Annotated in this window: 26 protein-coding genes and 2 riboswitches; of the genes, 16 read left to right on the top strand and 10 right to left on the bottom strand. The window is 70.1% G+C overall.

Annotated features, from left to right (window positions below):
• The first annotated feature begins 56 nt into the window (after window positions 1-56).
• Entirely contained in the window at window positions 57-683 is a 627-nt protein-coding gene (locus C1737_RS16320) for an NUDIX hydrolase (protein ID WP_068099176.1), read from the top strand.
• Here the strand turns inward: C1737_RS16320 and thiE are convergent.
• The gene (gene thiE, locus C1737_RS16315) at window positions 655-1,326 is read right to left on the bottom strand and encodes a thiamine phosphate synthase (protein WP_102418899.1); all 672 of its coding nucleotides are present in this window, start codon (window positions 1,324-1,326) and stop codon (window positions 655-657) included. The two genes, C1737_RS16320 and thiE, sit on opposite strands and share 29 nt — an antisense overlap.
• 36 nt (window positions 1,327-1,362) lie before the next feature.
• Window positions 1,363-1,473, top strand: a riboswitch (TPP riboswitch).
• Between thiE and thiO the strand changes: the two genes are divergently transcribed.
• The 4 genes from thiO (at window position 1,464) to C1737_RS16295 (ending at window position 4,174) form a co-directional block, all read left to right on the top strand.
• Window positions 1,464-2,474: a glycine oxidase ThiO gene (gene thiO / locus C1737_RS16310; protein ID WP_102418898.1), complete on the top strand. Its 1,011-nt coding sequence runs from the start codon at window positions 1,464-1,466 to the stop codon at window positions 2,472-2,474. Its footprint overlaps the riboswitch before it by 10 nt.
• Window positions 2,471-2,668 carry a sulfur carrier protein ThiS gene (gene thiS, locus C1737_RS16305; protein WP_067927017.1) on the top strand — a complete coding sequence of 66 codons (198 nt, stop codon included), beginning with the start codon at window positions 2,471-2,473 and terminating at the stop codon, window positions 2,666-2,668. The genes thiO and thiS overlap by 4 nt, the downstream gene beginning before the upstream one ends.
• Window positions 2,661-3,419: a thiazole synthase gene (locus C1737_RS16300; protein WP_067927020.1), complete on the top strand. Its 759-nt coding sequence runs from the start codon at window positions 2,661-2,663 to the stop codon at window positions 3,417-3,419. Before thiS ends, C1737_RS16300 begins: the two co-directional genes overlap by 8 nt.
• Window positions 3,416-4,174, top strand: coding sequence for an SGNH/GDSL hydrolase family protein (locus tag C1737_RS16295; RefSeq protein ID WP_067927022.1), 759 nt, complete (start codon window positions 3,416-3,418; stop codon window positions 4,172-4,174). The genes C1737_RS16300 and C1737_RS16295 overlap by 4 nt, the downstream gene beginning before the upstream one ends.
• Window positions 4,175-4,178: 4 nt before the next feature.
• On the opposite strand, the gene C1737_RS16290 is transcribed toward C1737_RS16295, so the two are convergent.
• A complete protein-coding gene (locus C1737_RS16290) occupies window positions 4,179-4,700 on the bottom strand; it encodes a serine/threonine protein kinase (RefSeq protein ID WP_067927025.1) in 522 nt (173 codons plus the stop codon).
• 65 nt (window positions 4,701-4,765) lie between these two features.
• Window positions 4,766-5,293 (bottom strand): serine/threonine protein kinase, encoded by a 528-nt coding sequence (locus C1737_RS16285; RefSeq protein WP_067927028.1) that lies wholly within the window; start codon window positions 5,291-5,293, stop codon window positions 4,766-4,768.
• A gap of 359 nt (window positions 5,294-5,652) precedes the next feature.
• On the opposite strand from C1737_RS16285, the gene C1737_RS16280 reads away from it, so the two are divergent.
• The 6 genes from C1737_RS16280 (at window position 5,653) to C1737_RS16255 (ending at window position 11,440) form a co-directional block, all read left to right on the top strand.
• Window positions 5,653-5,988 (top strand): CD225/dispanin family protein, encoded by a 336-nt coding sequence (locus tag C1737_RS16280; protein ID WP_067927030.1) that lies wholly within the window; start codon window positions 5,653-5,655, stop codon window positions 5,986-5,988.
• Between the two features lie 15 nt (window positions 5,989-6,003).
• Window positions 6,004-6,429, top strand: a complete 426-nt coding sequence (locus C1737_RS16275) for a DUF2752 domain-containing protein (protein ID WP_102418897.1) — start codon at window positions 6,004-6,006, stop codon at window positions 6,427-6,429.
• A 53-nt stretch (window positions 6,430-6,482) separates the two neighbouring features.
• Window positions 6,483-7,976 carry a M28 family metallopeptidase gene (locus C1737_RS16270; RefSeq protein WP_102418896.1) on the top strand — a complete coding sequence of 498 codons (1,494 nt, stop codon included), beginning with the start codon at window positions 6,483-6,485 and terminating at the stop codon, window positions 7,974-7,976.
• A complete protein-coding gene (locus C1737_RS16265; RefSeq protein WP_102418895.1) occupies window positions 7,973-9,445 on the top strand; it encodes a M28 family peptidase in 1,473 nt (490 codons plus the stop codon). The genes C1737_RS16270 and C1737_RS16265 overlap by 4 nt, the downstream gene beginning before the upstream one ends.
• 34 nt (window positions 9,446-9,479) lie before the next feature.
• A complete protein-coding gene (locus C1737_RS16260; protein WP_142393466.1) occupies window positions 9,480-9,920 on the top strand; it encodes a hypothetical protein in 441 nt (146 codons plus the stop codon).
• A 68-nt stretch (window positions 9,921-9,988) separates the two neighbouring features.
• Window positions 9,989-11,440, top strand: coding sequence for an HNH endonuclease signature motif containing protein (locus C1737_RS16255; RefSeq protein WP_102418893.1), 1,452 nt, complete (start codon window positions 9,989-9,991; stop codon window positions 11,438-11,440).
• Here C1737_RS16255 and C1737_RS16250 read toward each other — a convergent pair.
• On the bottom strand, window positions 11,437-12,009 hold the full coding sequence (locus C1737_RS16250; RefSeq protein WP_102418892.1) for a hypothetical protein: 573 nt from the start codon (window positions 12,007-12,009) through the stop codon (window positions 11,437-11,439). The two genes, C1737_RS16255 and C1737_RS16250, sit on opposite strands and share 4 nt — an antisense overlap.
• Window positions 12,010-12,128: 119 nt before the next feature.
• Between C1737_RS16250 and C1737_RS16245 the strand changes: the two genes are divergently transcribed.
• On the top strand, window positions 12,129-12,458 hold the full coding sequence (locus tag C1737_RS16245) for a hypothetical protein (protein ID WP_102418891.1): 330 nt from the start codon (window positions 12,129-12,131) through the stop codon (window positions 12,456-12,458).
• 193 nt (window positions 12,459-12,651) lie between these two features.
• A complete protein-coding gene (locus C1737_RS16240; RefSeq protein ID WP_233214772.1) occupies window positions 12,652-14,151 on the top strand; it encodes a peptidase in 1,500 nt (499 codons plus the stop codon).
• A 16-nt stretch (window positions 14,152-14,167) separates the two neighbouring features.
• Here the strand turns inward: C1737_RS16240 and C1737_RS16235 are convergent, their stop codons facing one another.
• The 5 genes from C1737_RS16235 to thiC form a co-directional block, all read right to left on the bottom strand.
• Window positions 14,168-15,037 (bottom strand): LLM class F420-dependent oxidoreductase, encoded by an 870-nt coding sequence (locus C1737_RS16235; RefSeq protein ID WP_102418890.1) that lies wholly within the window; start codon window positions 15,035-15,037, stop codon window positions 14,168-14,170.
• A gap of 19 nt (window positions 15,038-15,056) precedes the next feature.
• Window positions 15,057-15,491 carry a MarR family winged helix-turn-helix transcriptional regulator gene (locus tag C1737_RS16230; protein WP_067921818.1) on the bottom strand — a complete coding sequence of 145 codons (435 nt, stop codon included), beginning with the start codon at window positions 15,489-15,491 and terminating at the stop codon, window positions 15,057-15,059.
• A gap of 46 nt (window positions 15,492-15,537) precedes the next feature.
• Entirely contained in the window at window positions 15,538-16,161 is a 624-nt protein-coding gene (locus tag C1737_RS16225; RefSeq protein WP_102418889.1) for an alpha/beta family hydrolase, read from the bottom strand.
• Window positions 16,158-16,985: a bifunctional hydroxymethylpyrimidine kinase/phosphomethylpyrimidine kinase gene (gene thiD, locus C1737_RS16220; protein ID WP_102418888.1), complete on the bottom strand. Its 828-nt coding sequence runs from the start codon at window positions 16,983-16,985 to the stop codon at window positions 16,158-16,160. Before thiD ends, C1737_RS16225 begins: the two co-directional genes overlap by 4 nt.
• A complete protein-coding gene (thiC, locus tag C1737_RS16215) occupies window positions 16,982-18,637 on the bottom strand; it encodes a phosphomethylpyrimidine synthase ThiC (protein WP_067921811.1) in 1,656 nt (551 codons plus the stop codon). The genes thiD and thiC overlap by 4 nt, the downstream gene beginning before the upstream one ends.
• Window positions 18,629-18,738: riboswitch (TPP riboswitch) on the bottom strand. (Overlaps the previous gene by 9 nt.)
• 103 nt (window positions 18,739-18,841) lie before the next feature.
• On the opposite strand from thiC, the gene C1737_RS16210 reads away from it, so the two are divergent.
• From C1737_RS16210 to C1737_RS16200, 3 genes are all read left to right on the top strand, one after another.
• Entirely contained in the window at window positions 18,842-19,549 is a 708-nt protein-coding gene (locus C1737_RS16210) for a PAS and ANTAR domain-containing protein (protein WP_067921808.1), read from the top strand.
• A 98-nt stretch (window positions 19,550-19,647) separates the two neighbouring features.
• A complete protein-coding gene (locus tag C1737_RS16205; RefSeq protein WP_102418887.1) occupies window positions 19,648-20,010 on the top strand; it encodes an STAS domain-containing protein in 363 nt (120 codons plus the stop codon).
• Window positions 20,007-23,855 carry a SpoIIE family protein phosphatase gene (locus C1737_RS16200; RefSeq protein WP_102418886.1) on the top strand — a complete coding sequence of 1,283 codons (3,849 nt, stop codon included), beginning with the start codon at window positions 20,007-20,009 and terminating at the stop codon, window positions 23,853-23,855. Before C1737_RS16205 ends, C1737_RS16200 begins: the two co-directional genes overlap by 4 nt.
• Window positions 23,856-23,861: 6 nt before the next feature.
• Here the strand turns inward: C1737_RS16200 and C1737_RS16195 are convergent, their stop codons facing one another.
• The gene (locus C1737_RS16195) at window positions 23,862-24,137 is read right to left on the bottom strand and encodes a hypothetical protein (RefSeq protein ID WP_102419978.1); all 276 of its coding nucleotides are present in this window, start codon (window positions 24,135-24,137) and stop codon (window positions 23,862-23,864) included.
• Window positions 24,138-24,139 lie beyond the last annotated feature (2 nt).

The following is a 24,139-nucleotide window of genomic DNA, read 5'->3' as shown; positions in this document are numbered from 1 at the left end:
CTGATGGGTGGAGGCAGACCGATTGACCAGGCGATCACGCGCATATCCTGAAACCCGTGCACGGCGACGGCGACGGTTGGGTGGTTTCCAGCAGCGGCACCCCGTACTGGGGCCGCTTCGGTGCGGCCGGTCTGCTGCTGCGGGCCCCCCGGCCCGACGGCACCCCCGCGGTGCTGCTGCAGCATCGCGCGGTGTGGAGCCATCAAGGCGGCACCTGGGGCCTGCCGGGCGGTGCCCGCGACAGCCACGAGACGCCGGAGGAGACCGCGGTCCGCGAGGCCCATGAGGAGGCCGGGCTGGCAGGCGAGCTGGTGACCGTGCGCTCGACGGTGGTCACCGCCGACATCGCGGGGCTCGGCGGGGCGCGCTGGACCTACACCACGGTGGTCGCCGACGCGCCCGAGTTGCTGCACACCGTGCCCAACGGGGAGAGCGCCGAGATGCGCTGGGTCGCCGAGGAGGAGGTGGCCGGGCTGCCGTTGCATCCCGGCTTCGCGGCGAGCTGGCACCGGCTGCGCACGGCGACGGCGCTGGTGCCGCTGGATCACGCCGACGAGCGGCGGCGGCACCTGCCCCGCACGTTCGAGATCGAGTCCGGCGTGTTCGTCTGGTGCGTGCCGGGTGACGCCGACCAGACGCCCATGCATCCCCGGATCAACTCGCTGCTGCAAGCGCTGAGCTGAGCCGTTGCGCCGCGGCCCGCGGGTCGGCGGCCGCGGTGATCGCGCGCACCACCACGATGCGGCGGGCGCCGGCCGCGAGCACCTCCCGCAGCCGCTGCTCGTCTATCCCGCCGATCGCGAACCCCGGTTTCTCGGTGCCGAGCCGGGCGGCGGTCCGCACCAGCCCCAGGCCCGGCGCCTCGCGGCCCGGCTTGGTCGGGGTGGGCCAGCACGGGCCGACGCAGAAATAGTCGGCCACCCCGGTGGCCGCGGCGGCGGCCTGGCCGGCGTCGTGGCTGGACAGGCCGAGCAGCGTGTCCGGGCCGACGATCCCGCGCGCGACGTCCAGTGGCAGGTCGCCCTGCCCGAGGTGCAGCACGTCGGCGCCGGCCGCGCGGGCGATGTCCGCCCGGTCGTTGACCGCGAACAGGGCGCCGTGCCGTCGGGCCGCGTCGGCCAGAATCTCGCACGCGGCCAGTTCCTCGCGCGCCTCGAGCGGCCCGAACCGCTGCTCACCCGGCGAGCCCTTGTCGCGCAGCTGGATGATGTCGACCCCGCCGGCCAGGGCGGCGTCGGCGAACTGGGCCAGATCGCCACGCTCCCGGCGCGCGTCGGTGCAGAGGTAGAGCCGCGCCGCGGCCAGCCGGGAAACTCGCTGATGCACACCGCGACGCTAGCGCGCTAGCGTGGGAGCCGAAGAACTTGCAGACACGGGAGTCCCGGGAACGGGGTCTGAGAGTGGGCGCGCCTGCCCTTACCGTCACACCTGATCCGGGTCATGCCGGCGAAGGGAGGCCAGGAATGCCGACAGACCTTGGGTCGCTGGCCGTCATCGGCGGCGGCGTCATCGGGCTGGCGGTGGCGCGCCGCGCCGCGCAGGCCGGGTGGTCGGTGCGCGTGCACCGCACCACCGACCAGGGCGCGTCCTGGGTGGCCGGCGGCATGCTGGCCCCGCACAGCGAGGGCTGGCCCGGTGAGGAACGGCTGTTGCGGCTCGGGTGCGAGTCGCTGCGGCTGTGGCGCGAGGGCTTCCTCGACGGCCTGCCGCCGCAGGTGGTCACCGCCCGGGAATCGCTGGTGGTGGCCGTCGACCGGGCCGACGTCGCGGACCTGCGCACCGTCGCCGACTGGCTGTCCGAGCAGGGGCATCCGGTGGTCTGGGAGTCGGCCGCCAGGGATCTGGAACCGCAGCTGGCCCAGGGCATCCGGCACGGCTTTCGGGCGCCCACCGAGCTGGCGGTGGACAACCGCGCGGTGCTGCAAGCCCTCTCGGCGGAGTGCGAGCGCCTCGGGGTGCGCTGGGCGGGGCCTGCGCACGACCTAACGGTCGACGGCGACGCGGTGGTGATCGCCAACGGCATCGACGCCCCCGCGTTGTGGCCGGGCCTGCCCGTGCGGCCGGTCAAGGGGGAGGTGCTGCGCCTGCGCTGGCGGCGCGGGTGTATGCCGGTGCCGCAGCGCGTCATTCGCGCCCGGGTGCGCGGGCGGCAGGTCTACCTGGTTCCGCGCGCCGACGGGGTGGTGGTCGGGGCCACCCAGTACGAGCATGGGCGCGACACCGCCCCGGTCGTCTCCGGAGTGCGCGACCTGCTCGACGACGCCTGCGCGGTCTTGCCGGCGCTGGGCGAGTACGAGCTGGCCGAGTGCGCCGCCGGGCTGCGCCCGATGACACCCGATAACCTGCCGCTGGTGCGGCGCCTCGACGAGCGAACCCTGGTCGCCGGCGGACACGGCCGGTCCGGGTTCCTGCTGGCGCCGTGGACCGCGGAAGAAATCCTCTCCCAACTGGCCCCCGTCGGAGTTCGGTCATGATCGTCATGGTGAACGAGCGGAAGGTCGAGGTCGACGAACAGACCACGGTGGCCGCGCTGCTGGAGTCGCTGGGCTACCCCGACCGCGGTGTCGCGGTGGCGATGGGTGACGCCGTGTTGCCCCGGTCCAGTTGGACGACAACACTTTTCGATGGCGCTCGACTCGAGGTGGTGACGGCGGTGCAGGGTGGCTGAGTCAAAGCTCACGATCGGCGATCGCAGCTTCTCCTCGCGCCTCATCATGGGCACCGGGGGAGCGAGTAGCCTGGCCGCGCTGGAAGAGGCGCTGGTCGCCTCGGGTACCGAGCTGACCACCGTGGCGATGCGGCGCGTCGACGCCGAGGGCGGGACCGGGCTGCTGGACCTGCTCAACCGGCTCGGCATCGTGCCGCTGCCCAACACCGCGGGGTGCCGCAGCGCGGCCGAGGCGGTGCTCACCGCGCGGCTGGCGCGCGAGGCGCTGAACACCAACTGGGTCAAGCTGGAGGTCATCGCCGACGAACGCACGCTGTTGCCCGACGCGGTCGAATTGGTCCGGGCGGCAGAGCAACTGGTCGACGACGGGTTCGTCGTGCTGCCCTACACCAATGACGACCCGGTGTTGGCGCGCCGGCTCGAGGACGCCGGATGCGCGGCGGTCATGCCCCTCGGCTCGCCGATCGGCACCGGCCTGGGCATCACCAACCCGCACAACATCGAGATGATCGTCGCCCGGGCCGGGGTCCCGGTGGTGCTCGACGCCGGCATCGGCACCGCCAGCGACGCCGCGCTGGCGATGGAACTGGGTTGCGACGCCGTGCTTTTGGCCACCGCAGTGACCCGGGCCGCCGATCCGGCGGCGATGGCGGCCGCGATGGCCGCCGCCGTCACCGCCGGCTATCTGGCCCGCCGGGCCGGGCGGATCCCCAAACGTTTCTGGGCCCAGGCATCCAGTCCCGATCGATGAAACGGTATGTGGCGCTGGGAAGTTCGATGGCGGCCGGTCCCGGCATCCGGCCCCGGGCCGCGAACGCGCCCTTGGGCTCGGGCCGGTCGGCCCGCAACTATCCGCATCTGGTCGCGCAGCGCTGCGGCCTCGAACTGGTAGACGTCACCTTTTCCGGCGCGACCACCGCCCACGTGCTCGCCGACCGCCAGCGCGGCGCGCCGCCCCAGATCACCGCCCTCGACGGCTCGGAATCGCTGGTGACGATCACCATCGGCGGCAACGACGTCGGCTACATCCCGCTGCTGATGGCCGCTTCCCTGCCCCGTCGGTTCCGGCGGCTGCCGGTGCTGCGCGGGCGCATTGCCGAGCTGCTGGACCCCGATGCGCGGAGCCGGGCCCTTGACGCGGTCTTCGAATCGCTGTGCTCGGTCGGTCACGCGGCGCGCGAACGCGCCCCGCAGGCCCGGGTCTTCTTCGTCGACTACCTGACCGTCCTGCCGCCCGCGGGCACGCCGGCGGCCCCGCTTTGCGACGCGGACGCCGACCTCGGTCGCCACGTGGCCGCGACGCTGGAACGGCTCACGGCCGACGCGGCCAGCGCGACCGGCTGCGACGTGGTGCGCGCCGCGGCGGCCAGCCGGGATCACCACGCGTGGTCGGCCGCCCCCTGGACCACCAGACCCGGTGTGCCGCTGCCGGGCCGGGCGGCGCCGTTGCACCCGAACGCCGCCGGCATGCGCGCCGTCGCCGAGCTGGTGGCCGCGCTGTGCTGACGGGTCAGCCGTTCGTGCGCCACCACTGGTAGAGCGCGTTGACGTCGGCGTTGGACGAGGTGAGGTGGCCCAGCACGTTCTTGGCGTCGGTGGTCCAGGTCAACGTCGCGTAGTTCTTGTAGGTGCCGCAGGCGATCTGCCCGCCCGTCTGGCCGTTCTGCTTCCAGGTCCCCGGCGACTGCCCGGCGTCCCCGCACGCGGCCAGCGACACGTCCTTGATGGTGGAACTGAACGCCGAGGCCAGATTCGTGCCGTTGGAGAAGAGGGCGTAGACACCGGAGCCCGGTCCGCTGGGGTCGGGGCTCTGCCCGCACAGCAGCTCGGCCAGTTCGCCGGATTCGGTCAACTCCTGCGGCTTGCAGTTGTTGAGGCCGTAACCCTTCGAGAGATTGGCGGCCAGCGTGTTCATGTCGGCCGCGCTGCCGGTGTTGGGTTCGGCGAGCGCGGGTGCGCTACCCGCCAGAGCCAGGCTGCCGGTGAAGAGCGCCGCCGACACGGCTCGCAGCGCGGTGGTGAGATGTGACATTTCGTTGACTCCCTGCGGTTGATGGATGGGTGATGCAGAAACCCGTTGCCCCCCAACTAAGAACGTCAGCCGTTGGCGCGCCACCACTGGTACAGCGCCGCGGCGTCGGTGTTGGACCCGCGGATGTAGCTCAAGATGTTCTTCGAGTCCGTGGTCCAGATGATCTCGGCGGCGTTCTGATACGTCCCACACGCCACCTGGCCGGCGTTGCCGCTGTTGCTGCCCTGGTGCCAGTTGGTGGGGGACTGGCCGCTGTCGCCGCACGTGCCCAGCACGTCGTCTTTGATGCTCGCCTTGAATGAGCCGGCCAGGTTGTCGGCGTTGTTGAACAGGATGTACTTGGCCTGGACCGGGCCGCTCGGGTCGGGGCTCTGCGCGCAGGTCAGCGACGCCAGCTCGCCGGTGGTGACGCTCTGGGGAGTGCAGTTGTTCAGCCCATATCCCTTCGACAGCGACGCCGCGAGCGTGTTGACGTCCGACGGGCTACCCGCATTGGCGGGATCCGCGGTTGCGGTGCCCGTGCCCGCTAAGGCGACAGCGCCCGCCAGCACCGCGGCAGTCGCGGTCCGCAGCGCGTTGCTGGGATGCAACATCCTGTGACTCCTAGGCGGTTGTCGAACCGGCGTCGCTCACCGGAGAAACACGCTTCCGCTAACTAGGGATCGTAGAGCTATGTCGTGACAAAGCAACACATTCCGCTGGAAATTGTCTGTCTGGGCATCCTTCTCGACGCCGCAGCGTGACGGTCACGCAACGGCCGTTCCGAAAGGTCATGACCGTCAATTGTTTTCGCGTGGCCGGCCCGCCCTGGCCGGGAAACCCTCGCGGGAGGGCGTGCGCCGCGCGCCGGCGGTTCAAAAGCGGATTTTCAAATTGCTAGTGCCGCCGCGACTGTGCTCGGGTATGGTTAGCACCGCTTCACGCCAGCTAACTTCTCGGGACTGGAGAATTCATGACCCAACCGCCGGCACCACCCCCTCCGCCGCCTGGTTATCCGCCGCAGCAGCCCGCCGGGCAGGCGCCGAACAACTACTTGGTGTGGTCGATCCTGGTGACCCTGTTCTGTTGCCTCCCGTTCGGGATCGTGGCGATCGTCAAGTCCAGCCAAGTCAATGGTCTTTGGGCACAGGGTCGTTACGCCGAGGCACAGGCATCCGCCGACAGCGCCAAGAAGTGGGTGATCTGGTCGGCCGTCATCGGTGTCGTCGTCGCCATCATCTACGGCATCTTGATGGCGGTCGGCGCGCTCAACACGAACACCAACGCGGCACTCGCCGCGATGTTCTAAGCCCGGTTCGCGACCATGGTGACCCGCCAAGGGTCGGCGCCGCAGAGTCTGGGAGCACCCCTGGTGGTGGCGGCTTCCGCGACGTTGATGTGCGCCGTCATCTGGGCGGGTGACCCGACCACCCCCAACGGGCCGCTGCCGGTGTGTCCCACCAAGGCGCTGTTGGGAATCGACTGTCCGGGATGCGGCAGCCTGCGCATGCTGTATTCCCTGATGCACGGCAACCTGATGGCGGCCGCCAGGTTCAATGCGTTGGGCCTGGCGGCCGTCGTGCTGTTGGTGTGGGCGTACCTCGCCTGGACCTATGGACGCCTGGCGGGCAGGCGCGTCCGCAGCTGGCAACACCGCCGCTGGGCCGCGGTCGTGACGCTGGTGCTGGTCGCGGCGTGGTTTGTGGTGCGCAACATTCCCTTTGCGCCGTTCACTGCGCTCTACGTCTGATACCGCCGTGTCCTGATCCCGGCCGCTCGCGACGCGGTCTAACCTGGGGCGCGATGGTGAAGAAACGCGCGACGATCCCGGCGGCGCTTGTCATGGTCGTCCTGACCGCATTCTCGGCCGGCTGCTTTCACCGGCACGCGCAACCGGCGACCGGTAACCCGGACGCGGTCAAGTTCGCCGGCGCGTTGCACGACAAAGTCACGACCGACGCGATGATGGCCCACCTGGCAAAGCTGCAGGACATTGCCAACGCCAACAACGGCACCCGGGCGGTGGGCACCCCCGGTTACGAGGCCAGCGTCGACTACGTGGTAAACGCGTTGCGCGGCAGCGGTTTCGACGTGGCCACCCCCGAGTTCTCGGCGCGGGTGTTCCACGGGGACAAGCCGGTGGTGACGGTCGGTGGTGTGGAGGTGGAGGCGCACGCGCTCGACTTCAGCCTCGGGACCCCGCCGGACGGGGTGAGCGGGCCGCTCGTGGCCCTGCCCGCCAGCAACGCTCTCGGTTGCGCGGCGTCGGATTACGGGAACCTGCCGGTGCAGGGGGCCGTGGTGCTGGTGGACCGCGGCACCTGCCCCTTCGCCCAGAAGGAGGACGTCGCGGCGCAGCACGGCGCGGTCGCGATGATCGTCGCCGACAACGTCGACGAGCAGAAGATGGGTGGCACCCTGGGGCCGGACACATACGTCAAGATCCCGGTGGTGGGCGTGACCAAGTCGGTGGGCGTGCAATTGCGCACCCGGCCCGGGCCCGCCACCATCAAGCTGAACGCGAGCGTGCAGAGCTTCAAGGCCCGCAACGTGATCGCGCAGACCAAGACGGGGTCGACGGCCAACGTCGTCATGGCGGGCGCACACCTGGACAGCGTGCCCGACGGGCCGGGCATCAACGACAATGGCTCGGGGGTGGCGGCCGTGTTGGAAACCGCGCTGCGGCTGGGGAGTTCGCCGCAGGTGCGCAACGCGGTGCGGTTCGGGTTCTGGGGTGCGGAGGAACTCGGCCTGATCGGATCGCGCGACTACGTCGAGTCGCTGGACCTGACCGCGCTCAAAAGCATTGCGCTGTACCTGAATTTCGACATGCTCGCGTCGCCCAATCCCGGCTACTTCACCTATGACGGGGACCAATCGCTGCCTGCCGACGCCCGCGGTCAGCCGGTGGTACCCGAGGGGTCGGCCGGCATCGAGCGCACGCTGGTGGCCTACCTGAAGTCCGCCGGGAAGACCGCGCAGGACACGGCGTTCGACGGCCGCTCCGACTATGACGGGTTCACCCTCGCGGGCGTCCCCGCCGGCGGCCTGTTCTCCGGCGCCGAGGCCAAGATGTCCGCCGAGCAGGCCAAGCTCTGGGGCGGGACGGCCGACCAGCCTTTCGACCCCAACTATCACCAGAGGACCGACACCCTCGAACACGTCGACCGGTCGGCACTGGGCGTCAACGGCGGCGGCGTCGCCTACGCCGTCGGTCTCTACGCCCAGGACATCGGCGGTCACAACGGGATGCCCACGATGGAGGACCGCACACGTCACGTCCTTACCAAGCCATGACCCGCCGTCTGGGGGTGACCTTGCTGCTCGCGGCCGCGCTGCTGGCCGGATGCTCGTCGCCCCGGCCCGGATCTCCCTCTGCCGCACCGGATCTGGGCCGCACCCTGGCGGCGAAAGTGACCGCCGACGGGATGCTCGCCCACCTGCGCGCGCTGCAGCACATCGCCGACGCCAACAAGGGCAACCGGGCGGACGCCACCCCGGGCTACGACGCCAGCGTCGACTACGTGGCGAAAGCCTTGCGCGACAGGGGTTTCGAGGTGGTGACGCCCCAGTTCGACCGGCTGTACACCGTCTCCCCGGGCAGGCCGGCGGTGACGGTCGCCGGCCGCAGTTACACCGTCGACCAGGCCTCGTTGCTGGTGCAGACACCGCCCAGCGGCCTGACCGGCCTACCGGTCCGGCCCGGCCAGCCGTCGGGCTGTGCGGCCGGCGATTACCCTTCCGCGCTGCCCAAGGGCTCGATCGCCGTCGTCGACGACGCGCGTTGCTCGGTGGTCGACAAGCAGAACGCCGCGGTGGTCAAGGGCGCGGCCGCCCTGGTCGTGCTCAGCGCGCCGTCTGGGCAGGGCGCCCCGCCCACGTTGTTCACGCCAGGCTACTTCAAGCAGCTGACCGTGCCGGTCGCGGTGGCCGGTCCCTCCGTCGCGGCCGCGCTCGCCGGCGCGAGCGCGCCCGTCCACCTGGTGCTCGACGCCCGTAACATCACCATCACGTCGCGAAACGTGCTGGCGCAGACCAAGACCGGGTCGCCACACGAAGTGGTCATGGTCGGCGCGCATCTCGACGGCCCGCGCGGCGGCCCCGGCATCAACGACGACGGGACCGGGGTGGCCGCGGTGCTGGAAACGGCGCTGCAGCTGGGCCCCCTGGCGCCGGTGAACAACGCGGTGCGGTTCGCGTTCTGGGGCGCCGACGAAGACGGGCTCAACGGCGTCATGGACTACGTGTTCGGCATGAACGTCGACCAACTCAACGACATCGCGATGTACCTCAACTTCACCGCGCTCGGATCTCCCAACGCCGGTTTCTTCACCGACGACGGCGATCAGTCCGGGCCGCCGGCGCCCGGGGTGACCTACGCCGACGTCCCCGACGGGTCGGCCGGCATCGAGCGCACCCTGGCCGGGTATCTGAACCTGGCCGGCAAGCGGCCCGCCGACATGCCGCTGAGCACCCTCGCCGACTACCACCCCTTCATGGTCGCGGGCGTGCCGATCGGGGGCTTGACCGCCGGCTCCACGCAGCAGAAGACGACGGTGCAGGCCCGACTATGGGGCGGGCAAGCCGGCGTCCCGTTCGACCCCAATTACCAGGGCCCCCGCGAGACCGTCGACAACATCAACCGGGATGCGTTGGCCGTCATGGGTTCCGGCGCCGCCTACGCGGTGGGCAGCTACGCCCAGTCGATCGGCGGCGTCAACGGCGTGCCGCCGCACGACAAGCGGCATCGGACCCGGGTGCCCTGACGCAATCCGGCTCTCGTCCTGTGAGACTGGGTCGGTGACCATCGCAGCTACCGTGCTCGCCGTCCTGGCCGGTGTGCACATCCTCGCCAAGTTCACGTTCTTCATGCTGCCCTACCGGCGTCGCCGCGCCGCGCTGGACAAGGCCTACGGCGGCAAGGTCCGGGCGACGGCGAAATCGGATGCGGCGTCACTCATCCTCGCCGCCGCGATGGTGATCGTGCTGTTCCTCGCCGGGGTGAAGCCGGTGAGTTTCCTCATCGGGCTGTGGGTCGGCGCGACACTGATCCAACTGTATTTTCATCAGTTCCACGAACCGTTGACCCGCGAGCAGGAACCCCCGTCGCCGGCCGGGCCGATCAAGGTCATGTCCTATGCCATCGAAGCCCGGCCGTGGCGACCGTGGCCCGAAATCGTGATGCTGGCAGCGTTGGTGGTCGCCGCCTTCGTCGCGATGGGCTTCGGCGGGGGAGGCTGACGCTGGTTATCCACAACCGGCGGCATCGGGCGATACGCGCGTCGGCCCGTCCGGCTATTATCGAACCTATGTTCGATACCCGCGTGCACGAGTATTGGGAGCCCCCGCAGTGCGAGCGGTCGCGCGCGCTGGTGAACCGGATGTGCGCGTCGTGGCGACTGGAGGCGCAGGTGGTGGCGGATCGGTTGGATGCCATCGGGGACCTGTTCGAACTGCGCCGTGCCCAGTGCGGTGAGGAGTCGGATTGGGCGGTGGACACCTGGGCGGCGGTGGGTGCCGAGGTGGCCGCGGCCTTCCGCGTCAGCTTGGCCATGGCGGGCAGCTTCATGAAGTACGCGCTCGCCATGCGTCAACGACTGCCACGGGTGGCGGCCGTCTTTCGGGCCGGCGGCATCGGTTTTCGGCTGTTTCAGACCATCGTGTACCGCACCGACTTGATCACCGACGCCGCCGTGTTGGCCGCCGTGGACGCCGAGCTGGCGATGCGCGCGGCGCGGTGGCCCTCGATGACGCGGGGCCGGCTGGCCGGCGAGGTGGACAAGATCGTGGCCAAGGCCGACGTCGATGCGGTGCGCCGCCACGACCAGTCCCGGGCCGAGCGTTGCGTCGGGATCGAGGATCTCGAGGGCGGCATGTCGGAAATCCACGGCAGCCTGTTCAGTCCCGACGCCCACGCCTTGGACAAGCGGTTGGATGCGTTGGCGGACACGGTGTGTGAGCACGACCCGCGCAGCCGCGACCAGCGGCGCGCCGACGCGCTGGGAGCGCTGGCGGCCGCGGCGGATCGGCTGGGCTGTCGCTGTGGGCGCGCCGACTGTGCGGCCGGAAAGCGGCCGGCGGCAACGCCGGTCGTCATCCATGTCGTCGCCGAGCGGGCCGGCGTCCGGGGCCGGGGGTCGGCTCCGGGTTCGGAGCTGGGCGCCGACGGGCTGATCTCTGCCGAGCTGATCGCCGAGCTGGCCCGGTCGGCGCGGCTGGTGCCGCTGCGCGTTCCGGCGCAGGCCGAACCGCGCTACATGCCCTCGACCCGGCTGGCCGACTTCGTGCGGTGCCGGGATTTGACGTGTCGGGCGCCGGGGTGTGACCGTCCTGCTGCCGACTGCGACATCGACCACACGATCCCGTACTCCGATGGTGGTGTGACGCATCCGTCGAACCTGAAATGCCTTTGCCGCCAACATCATTTGCTGAAGACGTTCTGGGGCTGGCGCGACGAGCAATTGCCCGACGGCACCGTCATCTGGCGGCTGCCTGACGGACACCGCTACGTCACCACCCCCGGCAGCGCGCTGCTGTTCCCGACCCTGTGCGCGCCCACCGGCGACGTGCCCACTCCCGCCGAGCGGGAGTGCTACGGCGAGCGCACGGCAACGATGCCGCTCCGCACCCGCACCCGCGCCCGGAACCGGGCCCAGCACATCGCCACCGAACGCCAGCGGAACCGGCGGCGCCGCTTGGCCGCCCACGCTTCACCCGGGGGCCCCGCGCCACCGGACGACGACGAGCCGCCGCCCTTCTAAGGCCTGCGCGGCCCCATCATCCCGCCGCAACCCATCCGGCCCTGACCCATCATCTGCTGCATCATCGCGGGCATGCCCTCCGCGACGAAGCCGGTGACCTCCCGCGCGTGCGCACGGATGACATCGGTGAGGGCCGGATCGTCGGCGGTCTCCTCGGCGATCACGCCCTTGGGGGTGAGGGTGAGCTTGCGGCGGTAACCGCCGGCCTGCCGGAAAAGGGTCGGCAGGCTTTGGCTCATGCAGCTGACTTCGGTGCCCTGATCGAGGTGGGCGTACATGCTCGAAACATGCGCCTGCAGTTGGGCCGCCAGGTCCGGCGACGCCGATTCGGTGGTGGTGCGCACGCCGCCGGGAATGTCCTCGACCACACGGTCGATTTCGCTGTGCCGCATGAACATTTCCATGTAGCGGCTCATGTCCATGTGGCCGGCGCCCATGAAACCGCCGCCGTCGGTGAGGCGTACGGCCATCGACTGAAGGCCGCGCCGCAGCAATCCCAACCCCAGGATGCTGCCCGCGCCGAGAGCGCCGAAGGCGGCGAGTGCCGCCCGCCGCGTCAACTCAGCCATCGCCGCATCCTTTCGGACGTCTCCCGCGCAACAAGCGTAAGCCGACCACAGGCGCGTCGCCCATTCTAGGGCCAATGGTCCCTACCCCCGGTGGGTATATGTGTGCCATCGTTCGGGGCATGACGCAAACTCCTGAATCCAATGTCGAACATCGAGTCGGCGCACACAGTCGGCTGGGTCAAGCGGCCGCGTGGGTGGTCATCGTCGCCGGCGTCGTGTTCGTCGTCGCGGTGGTCTTCTTCTCGGGGCTGCTCCTGGGCTGGTCCTCCGGTGGCCACGACGGGTGGCGCCACGGGTACGGCGGCGGGCGGGCCGGCACCTGCCCGATGATGCAGCCCGGCGGAATGATGGGGCCGGGAATGATGGGCCCGGGCGGGATGATGGGCCCCGGCGGGATGGGCCCGGGTGGCCCGGCCGGACCTCAGCAGACACCCGCGCCGCGCCCCTGAGAGTTCGCTGCCTCCACCGTGACCGCCCGCCGGAGACGGCTGGGTTCCGCACGGTCACCCGCGGGTAACCGTGCGCCCCTGCCGTCGTGGTCGGTGTGCTACCGGCATGCGCATTCGGGCTGTCACAGTTAGCCAGCCGCTCTAGAATGAGACGCTTTGGTGCTGCCCTGCAGCCGGTCGGGATGAGGTTGGGATGAACAGCCGCGCGCGCAATCGACGTCAGCCGACCGGTGGCCGCCCCCGCGGGGCGGCCACCTTGCTGCGGGCGGCGTCAAGCTGCGCGGCGGCGGCAATCGTGGTGGCCGGCTGCGCATCCTTCGTCGACGGGCGGGCGCTGTCGATGCTCAACGACCCGTTCCGGGTGGGCGGCCTGCCCGCCACCAACGGCCCCAGCGGGATCCGCAGCAACGCGCCCGACCCGACGGGCACGGTGGTCAACACCGACAACGGCGCGATCGACAAGTTGTCGTTGCTGTCGGTCAACGACATCGAGGACTACTGGAAGTCGGTTTACGGCCAGTCGCTGAAGGGAACGTTCGTTCCGGTCGGCAAGATGGTGTCCTACAACTCCAACGATCCGGCCAGCCCCATCGTTTGCCACAACGACACCTACAAACTGGTCAACGCGTTCTACACGTCGCGCTGCAACCTGATCGCGTGGGACCGCGGGGTGTTCATGTCCGTCGCGCAACGGTATTTCGGCGACATGTCGGTCAACGGGGTGCTGGCCCACGAATTCGGCCATGCCCTGCAGACCATGGCAAAGCTGGTGACCAAGCGAGACCCCACGATCGTGCGCGAGCAGCAGGCCGACTGCTTCGCGGGCGTCTACCTGTTCTGGGTGGCCGACGGCAAGTCGCCGCGGTTCACGCTGAGCACCGCCGACGGACTGGACCACGTGCTGGCGGGCATCATCACCACCCGGGACCCCGTCCTGGACAGCGACACCGAGAACGACGACGAACACGGGTCGGCCCTCGACCGGATCAGCGCCTTCCAGATGGGGTTCATCGACGGCGCCCCGGCCTGCGCGGGGATCGACAAGGCGGAGATCGAACAGCGCCGCGGCGACCTGCCCAACGCGCTGCGGGTCGACACCAGCACCGGGAACCCCGAGACCGGTGAGGTGCCGCTCGACCAGGACACGTTGTCCACCCTGATGGAACTCCTGGGAAAGGTGTTCTCCCCGAAGAATCCGCCGGCGCTGTCCTACCAGGCGGCCGACTGCCCGGACGCCAAGGCCAGCCCGCCGGCGTCCTACTGCCCGGCCACCAACACGATCGTGGTGGACCTGCCCAAGCTGGCGGCGATGGGCAAGGTCGCCGACGAGAACGAACAGACCCTGCCGCAGGGCGACGACACCGCGCTCTCGGTCGTGATGTCGCGCTACGCGCTGGCCGTGCAGCACGAACGCGGGCTGGCCATGCAGAGCCCGTGGACCGCGCTGCGCACCGCGTGCCTGACCGGCGTGGTGCACCGCAAGATGGCCGAGCCCATCGAGCTGTCGTCGCAGAAGCAGCTGCTGCTGACGGCCGGCGATCTCGACGAGGCGGTGGCGGGGTTGCTCACCAACCACCTCGTCGCCAGTGACGCCGACGGCACCAGCGTGCCGGCCGGTTTCACCCGGATAGCGGCCTTTCGCGGCGGCGCGACAGGCAACATGGACGCCTGCTACTCCCGCTATCCGGGATGACCGAACGGCAGCCTTATCAACCGATTTGGGCGAGCTTGGGTACCACTTCGTCGCCGAGGCGGCGGATGAAGCCGACCGGATCGGGGTTGCCCGGGAACGGGCCGGCGTTGACCATCTCGACGCCCAGTTCGGCGTAGCGCTCGGCGGTCTTGAAGTAACCGTCGGGGTCCTCGAAGGGATTCACGAAATGGCCCACCGTCTTGCGGATCTCGCCCGGGTCGCGGCCGACCGCCTCGCAGTGGCGGTGTAGCACCTCGATCTTGTGCCTGAGCTCGTCAACGTCGCTGGTGGTGCTGTTCCAGATGTCGGCGTACTGCGCGACCAGGCGCAGGGTCTTCTTCTCGCCGTCCCCGCCGATCAGGATCGGCGGGCGGCGAATCGGTTGCGGCGAACAAATGGTCTCGGCCAGCTGGTAATGCTTGCCCTGGTAGGGCCCGTCGTTGCCGCTCCACATCTGCTGACAGATCTGCAGCGTCTCTTCGAGCATCTCGAAGCGCTGGCTCACCGGGGGATAGGGGAAGCCGAGCGCAGCGTGCTCGCGGTCGTACCAGGCCGCGCCAAGGCCCAGCATCGAGCGGCCCTGCGACAGGACGTCGAGCGTGGTGACCGCCTTGGCCAGCAGGCCGGGATAGCGGTACGTGACGCCGGTGACCAGCAGGCTCAGGTCGATCCTGGTGGTCTGCGCGGCGAGGAAACCCAGCGACGTGTAGCCCTCCAGGAACGGGTCCTCCGCGCGTCCCACGGCCTCCATCTGAAAGAAGTGGTCGGCCAGCGTGAACAGCGTCGCCCCGCCCTGCTCGGCGGCCTTCGCCGCGTCGGCCAGCGTGGGGCCCAGCGCCGCCGGGTCGCCGGGCAGAAAGTCGATAAAGTGTATTGCCAGTTCCATTGCTGCCCTTGTCCTCTCGTTATTCGGTCAAGCGCTCGAGCAGCGTCAGCGCGTCGAGGATGACGCGACGCTCGCGTTCGGAATACCGCTCGTGGATGGCGCGTGCCAGCCACTCCTCGCGGACCTGCCGGTTGCTTTCGGCGCGTCGCCGGCCCGCCGTGGTCAGCGAAATCAGTTGCCGCCGCCCGTCGTCCGGATCGGGTTGGCGCTCGATGAGCCCGCGCTGCTCGAGGGCGGCCACTACCGTGGCCATGGACTGTGGACGTACCCGCTCCGCGGAGGCCAGGGCGCTCGCCGATGAGGCGCCCTCCTTCCAGAGCCGGTTGAGCACCGCCGTCTGCGAGGGACTGAGGTCGTCGTCCGTGGCGAGGTCCCTCAATCGGCGCCGCAACCGGCTGAAGACCACCCGCAGATCGCGGGCCGCCGCGGCTGCCGATTCGCTGATGCCGTCCACGACACCAGCCTAAATTAGACAGCCAAAACTGTCCAGTCTGAGCTGTCTAATTGCGCCCGAGCAGCTGCAGCGCGGCGTCGACCGCCAGCGCCGCCACGTTCAGGGTCTTGGACCGCAGATCGTGTCGCGCCCCGGCGATCTCGACGACCGCGGTCGTGCCGGAGACCAGCGCGGCGGCGGCGCGCAGCTCGTCGGGCGTGCCGAAGGGGTCCGACGTCCCGTGCGTGAACACCGTCGGAACCCTGATGTCGGGCAGGTGTTCGGTGCGGGTCCGCTCCGGCTTCCCCGGCGGATGCACGGGGTAGGAGAACAGGCTCAGCAGGTCGACGGGCGCTTCGCGGGCCGCCACCACCATGGACGTCTGCCGTCCGCCGTAGGAGTGCCCGCCGGCGATCAGCGGACCGTCGGCCAGGCCGCGGCACAGCGTGATCGCCTCGACGATCCCGGCGCGGTCGGTGGCCGCTGAGCCGGACGGTGGTCCGGTGGGCCGGCGTCGCCGGTAGGGCAGGTTGTACCGGACCGCCAGCCAGCCGCGGCGCGCCCATTCGTCGCAAACCTGTTGCAGCAACGGCGAATCCCGGTTGCCGCCGGCGCCATGCGTCAGCACCACCACTCCGGCGGGTGGGCCGTCGGGTTCGTGCGCCACACCGGCGATCTGTTCCAGGTTCACGTCAACCGGAACAACGGGGAGACGGGGCCGTGGCCGTGGCCCAGCGGGTAGGAGGCGCGCAAACATTCGGTGACCCAACGCTTCCCGAAACCGACGGCTTCGGGAACGGGGTACCCGTGCGCCAACGCGCACGCCACGGCCGTGGCCAGCGTGTCGCCGCCGCCGTGGTCATTGCCGCCGGGCAAGCGCTCCGAGTCGAACTCGTGGAACCCGCTGCCGTCATAGAGCAGGTCGCAGCTGCGGTCCGACGACCGGAGGTGGCCGCCCTTGACCAGCACCCAGCGCGGTCCCAGCGCGTGCAGCGCCTTGGCGGCCGCCCGCTGCGACTCCGCGTCCACGACGTCGATGCCCACCAGCAGCCGCACCTCGTCGAGGTTCGGCGTCACCAGCGTGGCCAACGGGAACAGTTGGTCGCGAAGGGAATCCAACGCAGCCACCTCCAGCAGCGCGTCGCCGTGCATGGATGCGCACACCGGGTCGACGACGAGCGGAAGCGTCAACCCCAGCCGGCGCCAGGTGGTTGCGACGGCGCCGATGATGGCCGACGACGCCAGCATCCCGGTCTTGGCGGCCTGGACGCCGATGTCGGTGACCACCGCATCGATCTGGGCCGCGACGACGTCGTCGGGCACCTCGTGAAAGCCCTTGACCCCCAACGTGTTCTGCACGGTCACCGCGGAGACCGCCACGCAGGCGTGCACGCCCAGCAGCGCCATGGTGCGCAGGTCGGCCTGGATGCCGGCGCCGCCGCCCGAGTCGGACCCGGCGATGGTCAGCACCCGCAGGGGCGTGCTGCCCGGCGGTGCGAGCGGCAGGTAGCTCACTGGGTGATCGGCAGGTACACCCGGTTGCCGTGCTCGGCGAACTCCTGCGACTTCTCCTGCATGGCGGCTTCGATGGCTTCCTCGCTGTCGAGGCCGTGCTCGGCGGCGTAGTCGCGGACGTCCTGGGTGATCCGCATGGAGCAGAACTTGGGCCCGCACATCGAGCAGAAGTGCGCCGTTTTGGCGGGTTCGGCCGGCAGCGTCTCGTCGTGGAATTCCTTTGCGGTGTCGGGATCCAGCGACAACGCGAACTGGTCGTTCCAGCGGAACTCGAACCGTGCGGTCGATAGGGCGTCGTCGCGCTCCTGCGCGCGCGGATGCCCCTTGGCCAGGTCGGCGGAGTGGGCGGCGATCTTGTAGGCGATCACCCCGTCCTTGACGTCCTTGCGGTCCGGCAGCCCCAGGTGCTCCTTGGGCGTGACGTAGCACAGCATCGCCGTGCCGGCCTGGGCGATGATCGCCGCGCCGATCGCCGAGGTGATGTGGTCGTAGGCCGGCGCGATGTCGGTGGCCAGCGGGCCCAGCGTGTAGAACGGGGCCTCCTCGCAGAGCTCCTCTTCCAGTCGCACGTTCTCCACGATCTTGTGCATCGGGACGTGACCCGGGCCCTCGATCATCACCTGTGCGCCACGGGCTTTCGCGATCTTCGTCAGCTCGCCCAGGGTGCGCAGCTCGGCGAACTGCGCGGCGTCGTTCGCGTCGGCGATCGAGCCCGGCCGCAGGCCGTCACCGAGCGAGAAGGTGACGTCATAACGGGCGAAGATGTCGCACAGCTCCTCGAAGTTGGTGTAGAGGAACGACTCCCGGTGATGCGCCAGGCACCAGGCCGCCATGATCGACCCGCCGCGGGACACGATGCCGGTGACCCGCTTGGCGGTCAGCGGCACGTACCGCAGCAGCACGCCGGCGTGCACGGTCATGTAGTCCACGCCCTGTTCGCACTGCTCGATCACGGTGTCGCGGTAGATCTCCCACGTCAGTTCCGTCGGGTCACCCTTGACCTTCTCCAGCGCCTGGTAGATGGGCACCGTGCCGACGGGCACCGGGGAGTTGCGCAGGATCCATTCGCGCGTCTCGTGGATGTTCTTGCCGGTGGACAGGTCCATGATCGTGTCCGCGCCCCAGCGGGTGGCCCACACCATCTTGTCGACCTCCTCGGCGATCGACGACGTCACCGCCGAGTTGCCGATGTTGGCGTTGACCTTCACCGCGAAGGCCTTGCCGATGATCATCGGCTCGATCTCGGGGTGGTTGTGGTTGGCCGGGATCACCGCGCGCCCGCGGGCGACCTCGTCGCGCACGAGCACGGCGGGCATGTCCTCACGGGCGGCGATGTACGCCATCTCGGCGGTGATCTCGCCGGCCCGGGCCCGCTGCAGCTGGGTGCCGCGGTCGCGGACCACGCCGGGCCGCGGCGGCAGCCCGGCCGTCAGGTCGATGACCGCGTCCGCGTCGGTGTAGGGACCGGAGGTGTCGTACAGGTCGAAGTGGTCCCCGGTGGACAGGTGCACACGCCGGAAGGGAACCCTCAGGCGGGCACCGGTGCCGGGCGCCTCCACCTCCCGGTAGGCCTTGCTGCTGCCCGCGATGGGCCCGGTGGTGACGGAAGCCTCGACGGCTGTGGAAAGGACGGACGTTTTTTCCAAGGTCATTTCTCATCTCCCTACGCCGGCATTACCCGGTCAGGTTCGTACGGTCGACGGCCCCGAGCCGTCCTCTCAGCGCATTGGAGTGCGCTCCCGCGTTGTGGATGGTCCGCACGCGACGTTACCCCCACCCCGGACGGCCTGACATGTGGACGGGCCTTTTGGCCAGGGCGGTAGCCGGTGGTATCCCCCGAGTGCGAGGATGCAAACGTGCAAGAGCAAGGGGGAGCGGCCGGGACCCCACCGGCCGGGCCCCGAGGCCAACAGCCGAGCCCGGTCGAGGCGGTCGGCCGGTACCTCAACGTGGGAACCTTCCGCTTCTGGTTCATCGGTGAGCGCTGGGAGTGGTCCGACGAGGTGGCCAGGATGCACGGCTACGAACCGGGCACCGTCAAGCCGACGACGAAGTTGTTGCTGTCGCACAAGCACCCCGACGACCGCGCGCACGTTCAGGAGGTGCTCGACTACGCCCTGCAGTCGGCGGAGTCCTTCTCCAGTCGGCACCGGTTCATCGACACGGCCGGCCAGGTGCACGACGCGATCGTCGTCGCCGACCGCATGCTCGATGAGTCGGGCGCGGTGGTGGGCACCGCCGGGTATTACATCGACCTCGCCAACACCTTCGACGAGGCCCGGCAGGAGGTGCTCGACGAGGCGCTCCCCGACCTCTTCGAAAGCCGCGCGGCCATAGAACAGGCCAAGGGCGTGCTGATGTACGTCTACCGGGTCAGCGCCGAGCAGGCGTTTCGGGTGCTGCAATGGCGGTCGCAGGAGACCAATGTGAAGCTGCGGGCGCTGGCCAGGCAACTGCTCGCCGAGGTGGCAACGCTGGAGGGTTCGACCGCCGCCCTGCAGAGTCAGTTTGATCACCTGCTGCTCACGGTGCACGAACGGATATCCGCAGAGGCCGCTGGGTAACCAGAGGAATACGCGAACGCGGCAACCCGCAAACCGTTAGTGTTCCTAGACACTCTGGGGCGGCGCATGCCGCGCGACCCGAAGAGCGGCGAAAGGCGTTGAAGGTGTTGGCGGTGGAACACGAGGCACTTGAGGACGCTGTGGTCGTGCGCGTTAAGGGCGGTGTGGACTCCAGTACCGTCGATGAGGTAACCGCTCACCTGACCGCCGCGCTCAAGCTGGCCGAGACCCATCCGTCCCGGCTGGTCGTCGTCGACCTGCAGGCGGTCGACTTCTTCGGCAGCGCGGCGTTGAACGCCGTGCTCGAGTGTCACGACGCAGGGAAGGAAGCCGGGACGGCGGTCCGCCTGGTCGCGGACCACGACCAAGTGCTGCGCCCCATCGAGGTGACCGAACTCGATCGCATCTTCGACATCTACCCCACCCTTTTCGAGGCTCTGCAACGCAAGCGAAGGCAATGAACCCGGCGCTGCCGGCCGATTTGGCGGCTGCGGTCGATTTGGGCGGCGAGATGGGTCGCCGGTTCGCCGAATTCGACTGGGACGCCCATCCATTGGGCTCGCCGCGGGACTGGCCGGCCGAGGTGCGGGTGGCAGTGGCCGTCGCTTTGACCTCGCGGTTCCCCATCGTGCTCTGGCTGGGGCCCCGGGATCTGTTCCTGATGTACAACGACGCCTACGCCCAGATCCTGGCGGACAAGCATCCGGCCGCGCTGGGCTGCCCGGCGCAGCAGGTGTGGTGGGAGATCTGGCCCCAGATTTCGCCGATGCTGACCAGCGTGATCGACACCGGCGTCGCGACGTGGTCCGACGACCTGATGTTGCCGCTGATGACCGGCGGCCGGTCGCAGGAGCGGTACTTCACCTTCACCTACAGCCCCATCATCGGCGGCGAGGGTGCGGTGACCGCCGTCTTCTGCGCGGTGATCGAAACCACCGACCGGGTGCTGAGCGAGCGGCGCCTGCACGTGCTCAACTCCGTGGCGACCGCCGTGATGGACGCGCACACCATCGACGACGCGGTCGGCAGCGCCGTCGCCGTCTGCAGCGGGCAGCCCCTGGACCTGCCCTTCATCGCCGTCTACGTAGCGGACGCCGGGGACGGGTCGCGCGCCAGCACGCTGCGCGGGGCCACCCCCGCGATTGTCTCGGTGCTGCCCGGTTCGCTGGCCGGGCTCATAGGTGGGGACGAGACCCCACGCGACCGGGCGGCGCGCGTGATCGACCGGCTCGAGGACGTAATCCCTGGCATCACAGAGCTTTTCGGTGAGGCATGTCCCCGCCAGGCGCTGGTATTGCCGCTCGGAGAGGCCTCGGGCGGCGGGGCGTTGGTGATCGGGGTCAGTCCGCGGCGGCCCCTCGATGCGATGTATCGCGGCTTCTGCCAGTTACTCGCCGATCAGCTGTCCGCGGCGTTCGCCTCCGCGGTCTCCTACGACCAGCAACGGCAGCGGGCCGACGCGCTGGCCGAATTGGACCGGGCGAAGACGGCGTTCCTGACCAACGTCAGCCACGAGTTCCGCACCCCGCTGACGCTGCTGCTCGGGCCGCTCGACGATGCGCTGTCCGAGGCGGCGCCGGGAAGCGTGCTGGCGGATCGGCTTGGCACGGCGGGCCGCAACGCGCGGCGCCTGCAGCGCCTGGTCGACTCGTTGCTCGACTTCTCCCGGATCGAAGCGGGCCGCGGGAACGCGAAGTTGGCGTGTACCGATGTGGGGGCGCTGACCGCCCACATAGCGGCGTCCTTCACCGAGCTCTGCCATCGGGCGGGGCTCGAGCTCGTCGTGGACAGCGCGCCCGTGCTGGCCGATGTCGACCCGGGCATGTGGGAGACGATCATCCTCAACCTGCTGTCGAACGCGGTGAAATACACACTGCGGGGCTCGATTTCGGTCAGTGTGCGCGCCCAATCGGGCCACTGCGTCGTCACCATGCGCGACACCGGGGTGGGGATCGCCGCCGAGGACCTGGGCCGCCTGTTCGACCGCTTCTACCGCGCCGACAACTTCCGCGGCCGCAGCGTCGAGGGCACCGGGATCGGGCTCTCGCTGGTGCGCGGGCTCGTCGAGCTGCACAGCGGAACCGTAAGCATCGCCAGCGAATTGGACCGCGGGACGACGGTGACCATCCGGCTGCCGCAATCCGTCGGCATGGCGGCCGGCCAGTCACCCGCCGGGTTGCTGGACGAGAGCAACCCGTACGTGGCGGAGGCCCGGCAATGGCTGACGCCGGTCGACCACCGCGAGGGCCCGGCGGCCGCACCCGACAGGCGGCGGCCGCTGGTGTTGATCGCCGACGACAACGCCGACATGCGAGGCCATCTCGACCGGGTGCTGTCGGCCCATTGGGAGACGGTCCTCGCCGCGGACGGCAGGTCGGCGCTCGCGGCGACCCGGAAGCTGCGCCCCGACGCGGTCGTCACCGATGTCATGATGCCGGGCATCGACGGCTTTGGGCTGGTGGCGGCCATCCGCGCCGACCCGGAACTGGCGGCCACGCCCGTGCTCATGCTGTCCGCGCGGGCCGGGGCCGAGGCGGTCGACGAGGGCTACGCCGGTGGGGCCGACGACTATCTGCCCAAGCCGTTCCGCTCCCGGGAGCTGGTCGACCGGCTGAAGTCGCGGCTGTCCGCGGCGGCCCGCGAACGCGACCGCCAGCGTCGCGCCGCGGCCTCGGACCTGGTGCACCTCGACTCGGCGCTGCAGGCCACCGACTCGGTCGCCGGCATCATGGACGCCCTGCTGGAATCCCCGTTCGGCTCGGCCGACGCCGCCACCGTCACGATCGGCGTCCTCGACGGCGATCGCCACATCCGGTTCGAGTACGCCGGCCACCTGCCCGGAGAACTGCGTGACCGCTACCACGTCACCGAGCTCGACTCCCCGGTGGTGGGGGCCGACGTCGTGCGCACCGGCGAGCCGATGGTCATCCCCGACACGCTCGACCTGCCACCGCGCTACGAGCACGCGGTCCAGGACACCGCCGACAGCGTTCGCGCCAGCGTCGCCCAGCCCTTGCGGGACCACTCGGGCCGCGTCGTCGGGGTGCTGGCCCTGCTGTGGCCCGCGCCCCGCCGGTTCGACGCCGCCGAGCTCGACGCGTTCAGCCGCGTGGCCGAATTGACGTCGTCGGCCCTGGACCGGGTCCGCGTGATGGAGCGCGAACACCGCATCGCCGTCGACTTCCAAGAGCACCTGCTGGATCTGGACCGGGCCTCGACGGCCGCCGTGGTGGCGGCCGTGTACCAGCCGGCCGGAGAGGCGATGCGGGTCGGCGGCGACTGGTATTCGGTCACCCCGCTGGACCGCGGCAGCCGACTCGGGATATCGGTGGGCGACGTCGTCGGCCACGGCCTGCCCGCGGCGATCGTGATGAGCCGGCTGCGCGCCGCGGTGGCGGCCTCTGCCCTGACCGCGGGCCAGCCGGGCGCGGTGCTGGGCGCGCTGGACCGGTACGGGGCCAGCGTCGCGGGGGCGCGCTGCGCGACGGTGGCCTACGCGCTGATCGCGACCGAGCCGGACACCGGGTGCGCCACCGTCAATTACAGCTGCGCCGGCCATCCCTACCCGCTGCTGGTCCTGCCCGACCACCAGGCGGTGTTCCTGACGGCCGGCCGGCGGCTGCCGGTCGCCATCAAGGAACACGATGCGCAAAGCTATCCGTCCGACGCCACCGCGACGTCGAGCATGCCGCCGGGAAGCCTGATCCTGCTCTACACCGACGGACTCATCGAGCGCGCCGGCGAGACGCTCGACGACGGCCTGGCCCGGCTCAAGGCCGCGGCCGCCGAATGCGCCGACCTGCCGGTCGAGTCCGTCTGCGCCGAGCTGCTGTCCCGGATGGCGCCGCCCGACGGCTACCGCGACGACGTCGTCGTGCTGGCGCTGCGCCCGAGCCATGAAGCCGCGCGCAGCTTCGCCACCGTGGTGACGGCCGCGGCGGGTCAGATTCCCGTCGTGCGGGAACAGCTGCGCGCCTGGCTGTCCCGGGTCGGCGTCGTCCCGAAGCGTGAACTGGACATCCTGCTGGCGACCGGGGAAGCCGTGACCAACGCGATCGAGCACGGCAGTGACGGCGAGTCCCGCCGGACCGTCTCCCTGGAGGCCTTCGTGCACCAGCGGACGGTCGCCGTCACGATCAGCGACACCGGCCGGTGGGCCGGCGATTCCTCGGCCAGCCTGCGCAGCCGGCGCCGTGGCCGGGGTCTTTCCCTGATCGGCGGGCTGGCCGACCACGTCGACACCCTTCGCACGCCCGGGGGCACCCGGGTCACGATGCGGTTCGACCGGGCCCTCGGGACGGCCTAATTTTTGCTAGGCCTCTTCCATGGCCTCGCCAAGCTCCTCTAAGAGCTTGTTGTGGTGATTGCTGGCCAGCAGGTGTCCGGCGGCGATGACGACGGCCACCGGCCAGTCGATGAGTTCGAGCGCCGCCAGGGCGGCCAGGCCCCCGAAGTAGGCCAGCTGTTCGGGCCGGGGAATCTCCATCTGCCCGAGCACCGGAAGGTTCACGTGGAAGGTTTCGCCCTCGCGGATCCTCTGCACGGCCTCGCGTTGCGATGTCCCCCTGCGCGACTTCTTTTCCGCCATCA

Source organism: Mycobacterium sp. 4858 (assembly GCF_900240975.1).
GTDB lineage: Bacteria > Actinomycetota > Actinomycetes > Mycobacteriales > Mycobacteriaceae > Mycobacterium.
Note: the sequence above shows the minus strand (reverse complement) of the source record. Positions and strands in the feature narration are given on the sequence as shown.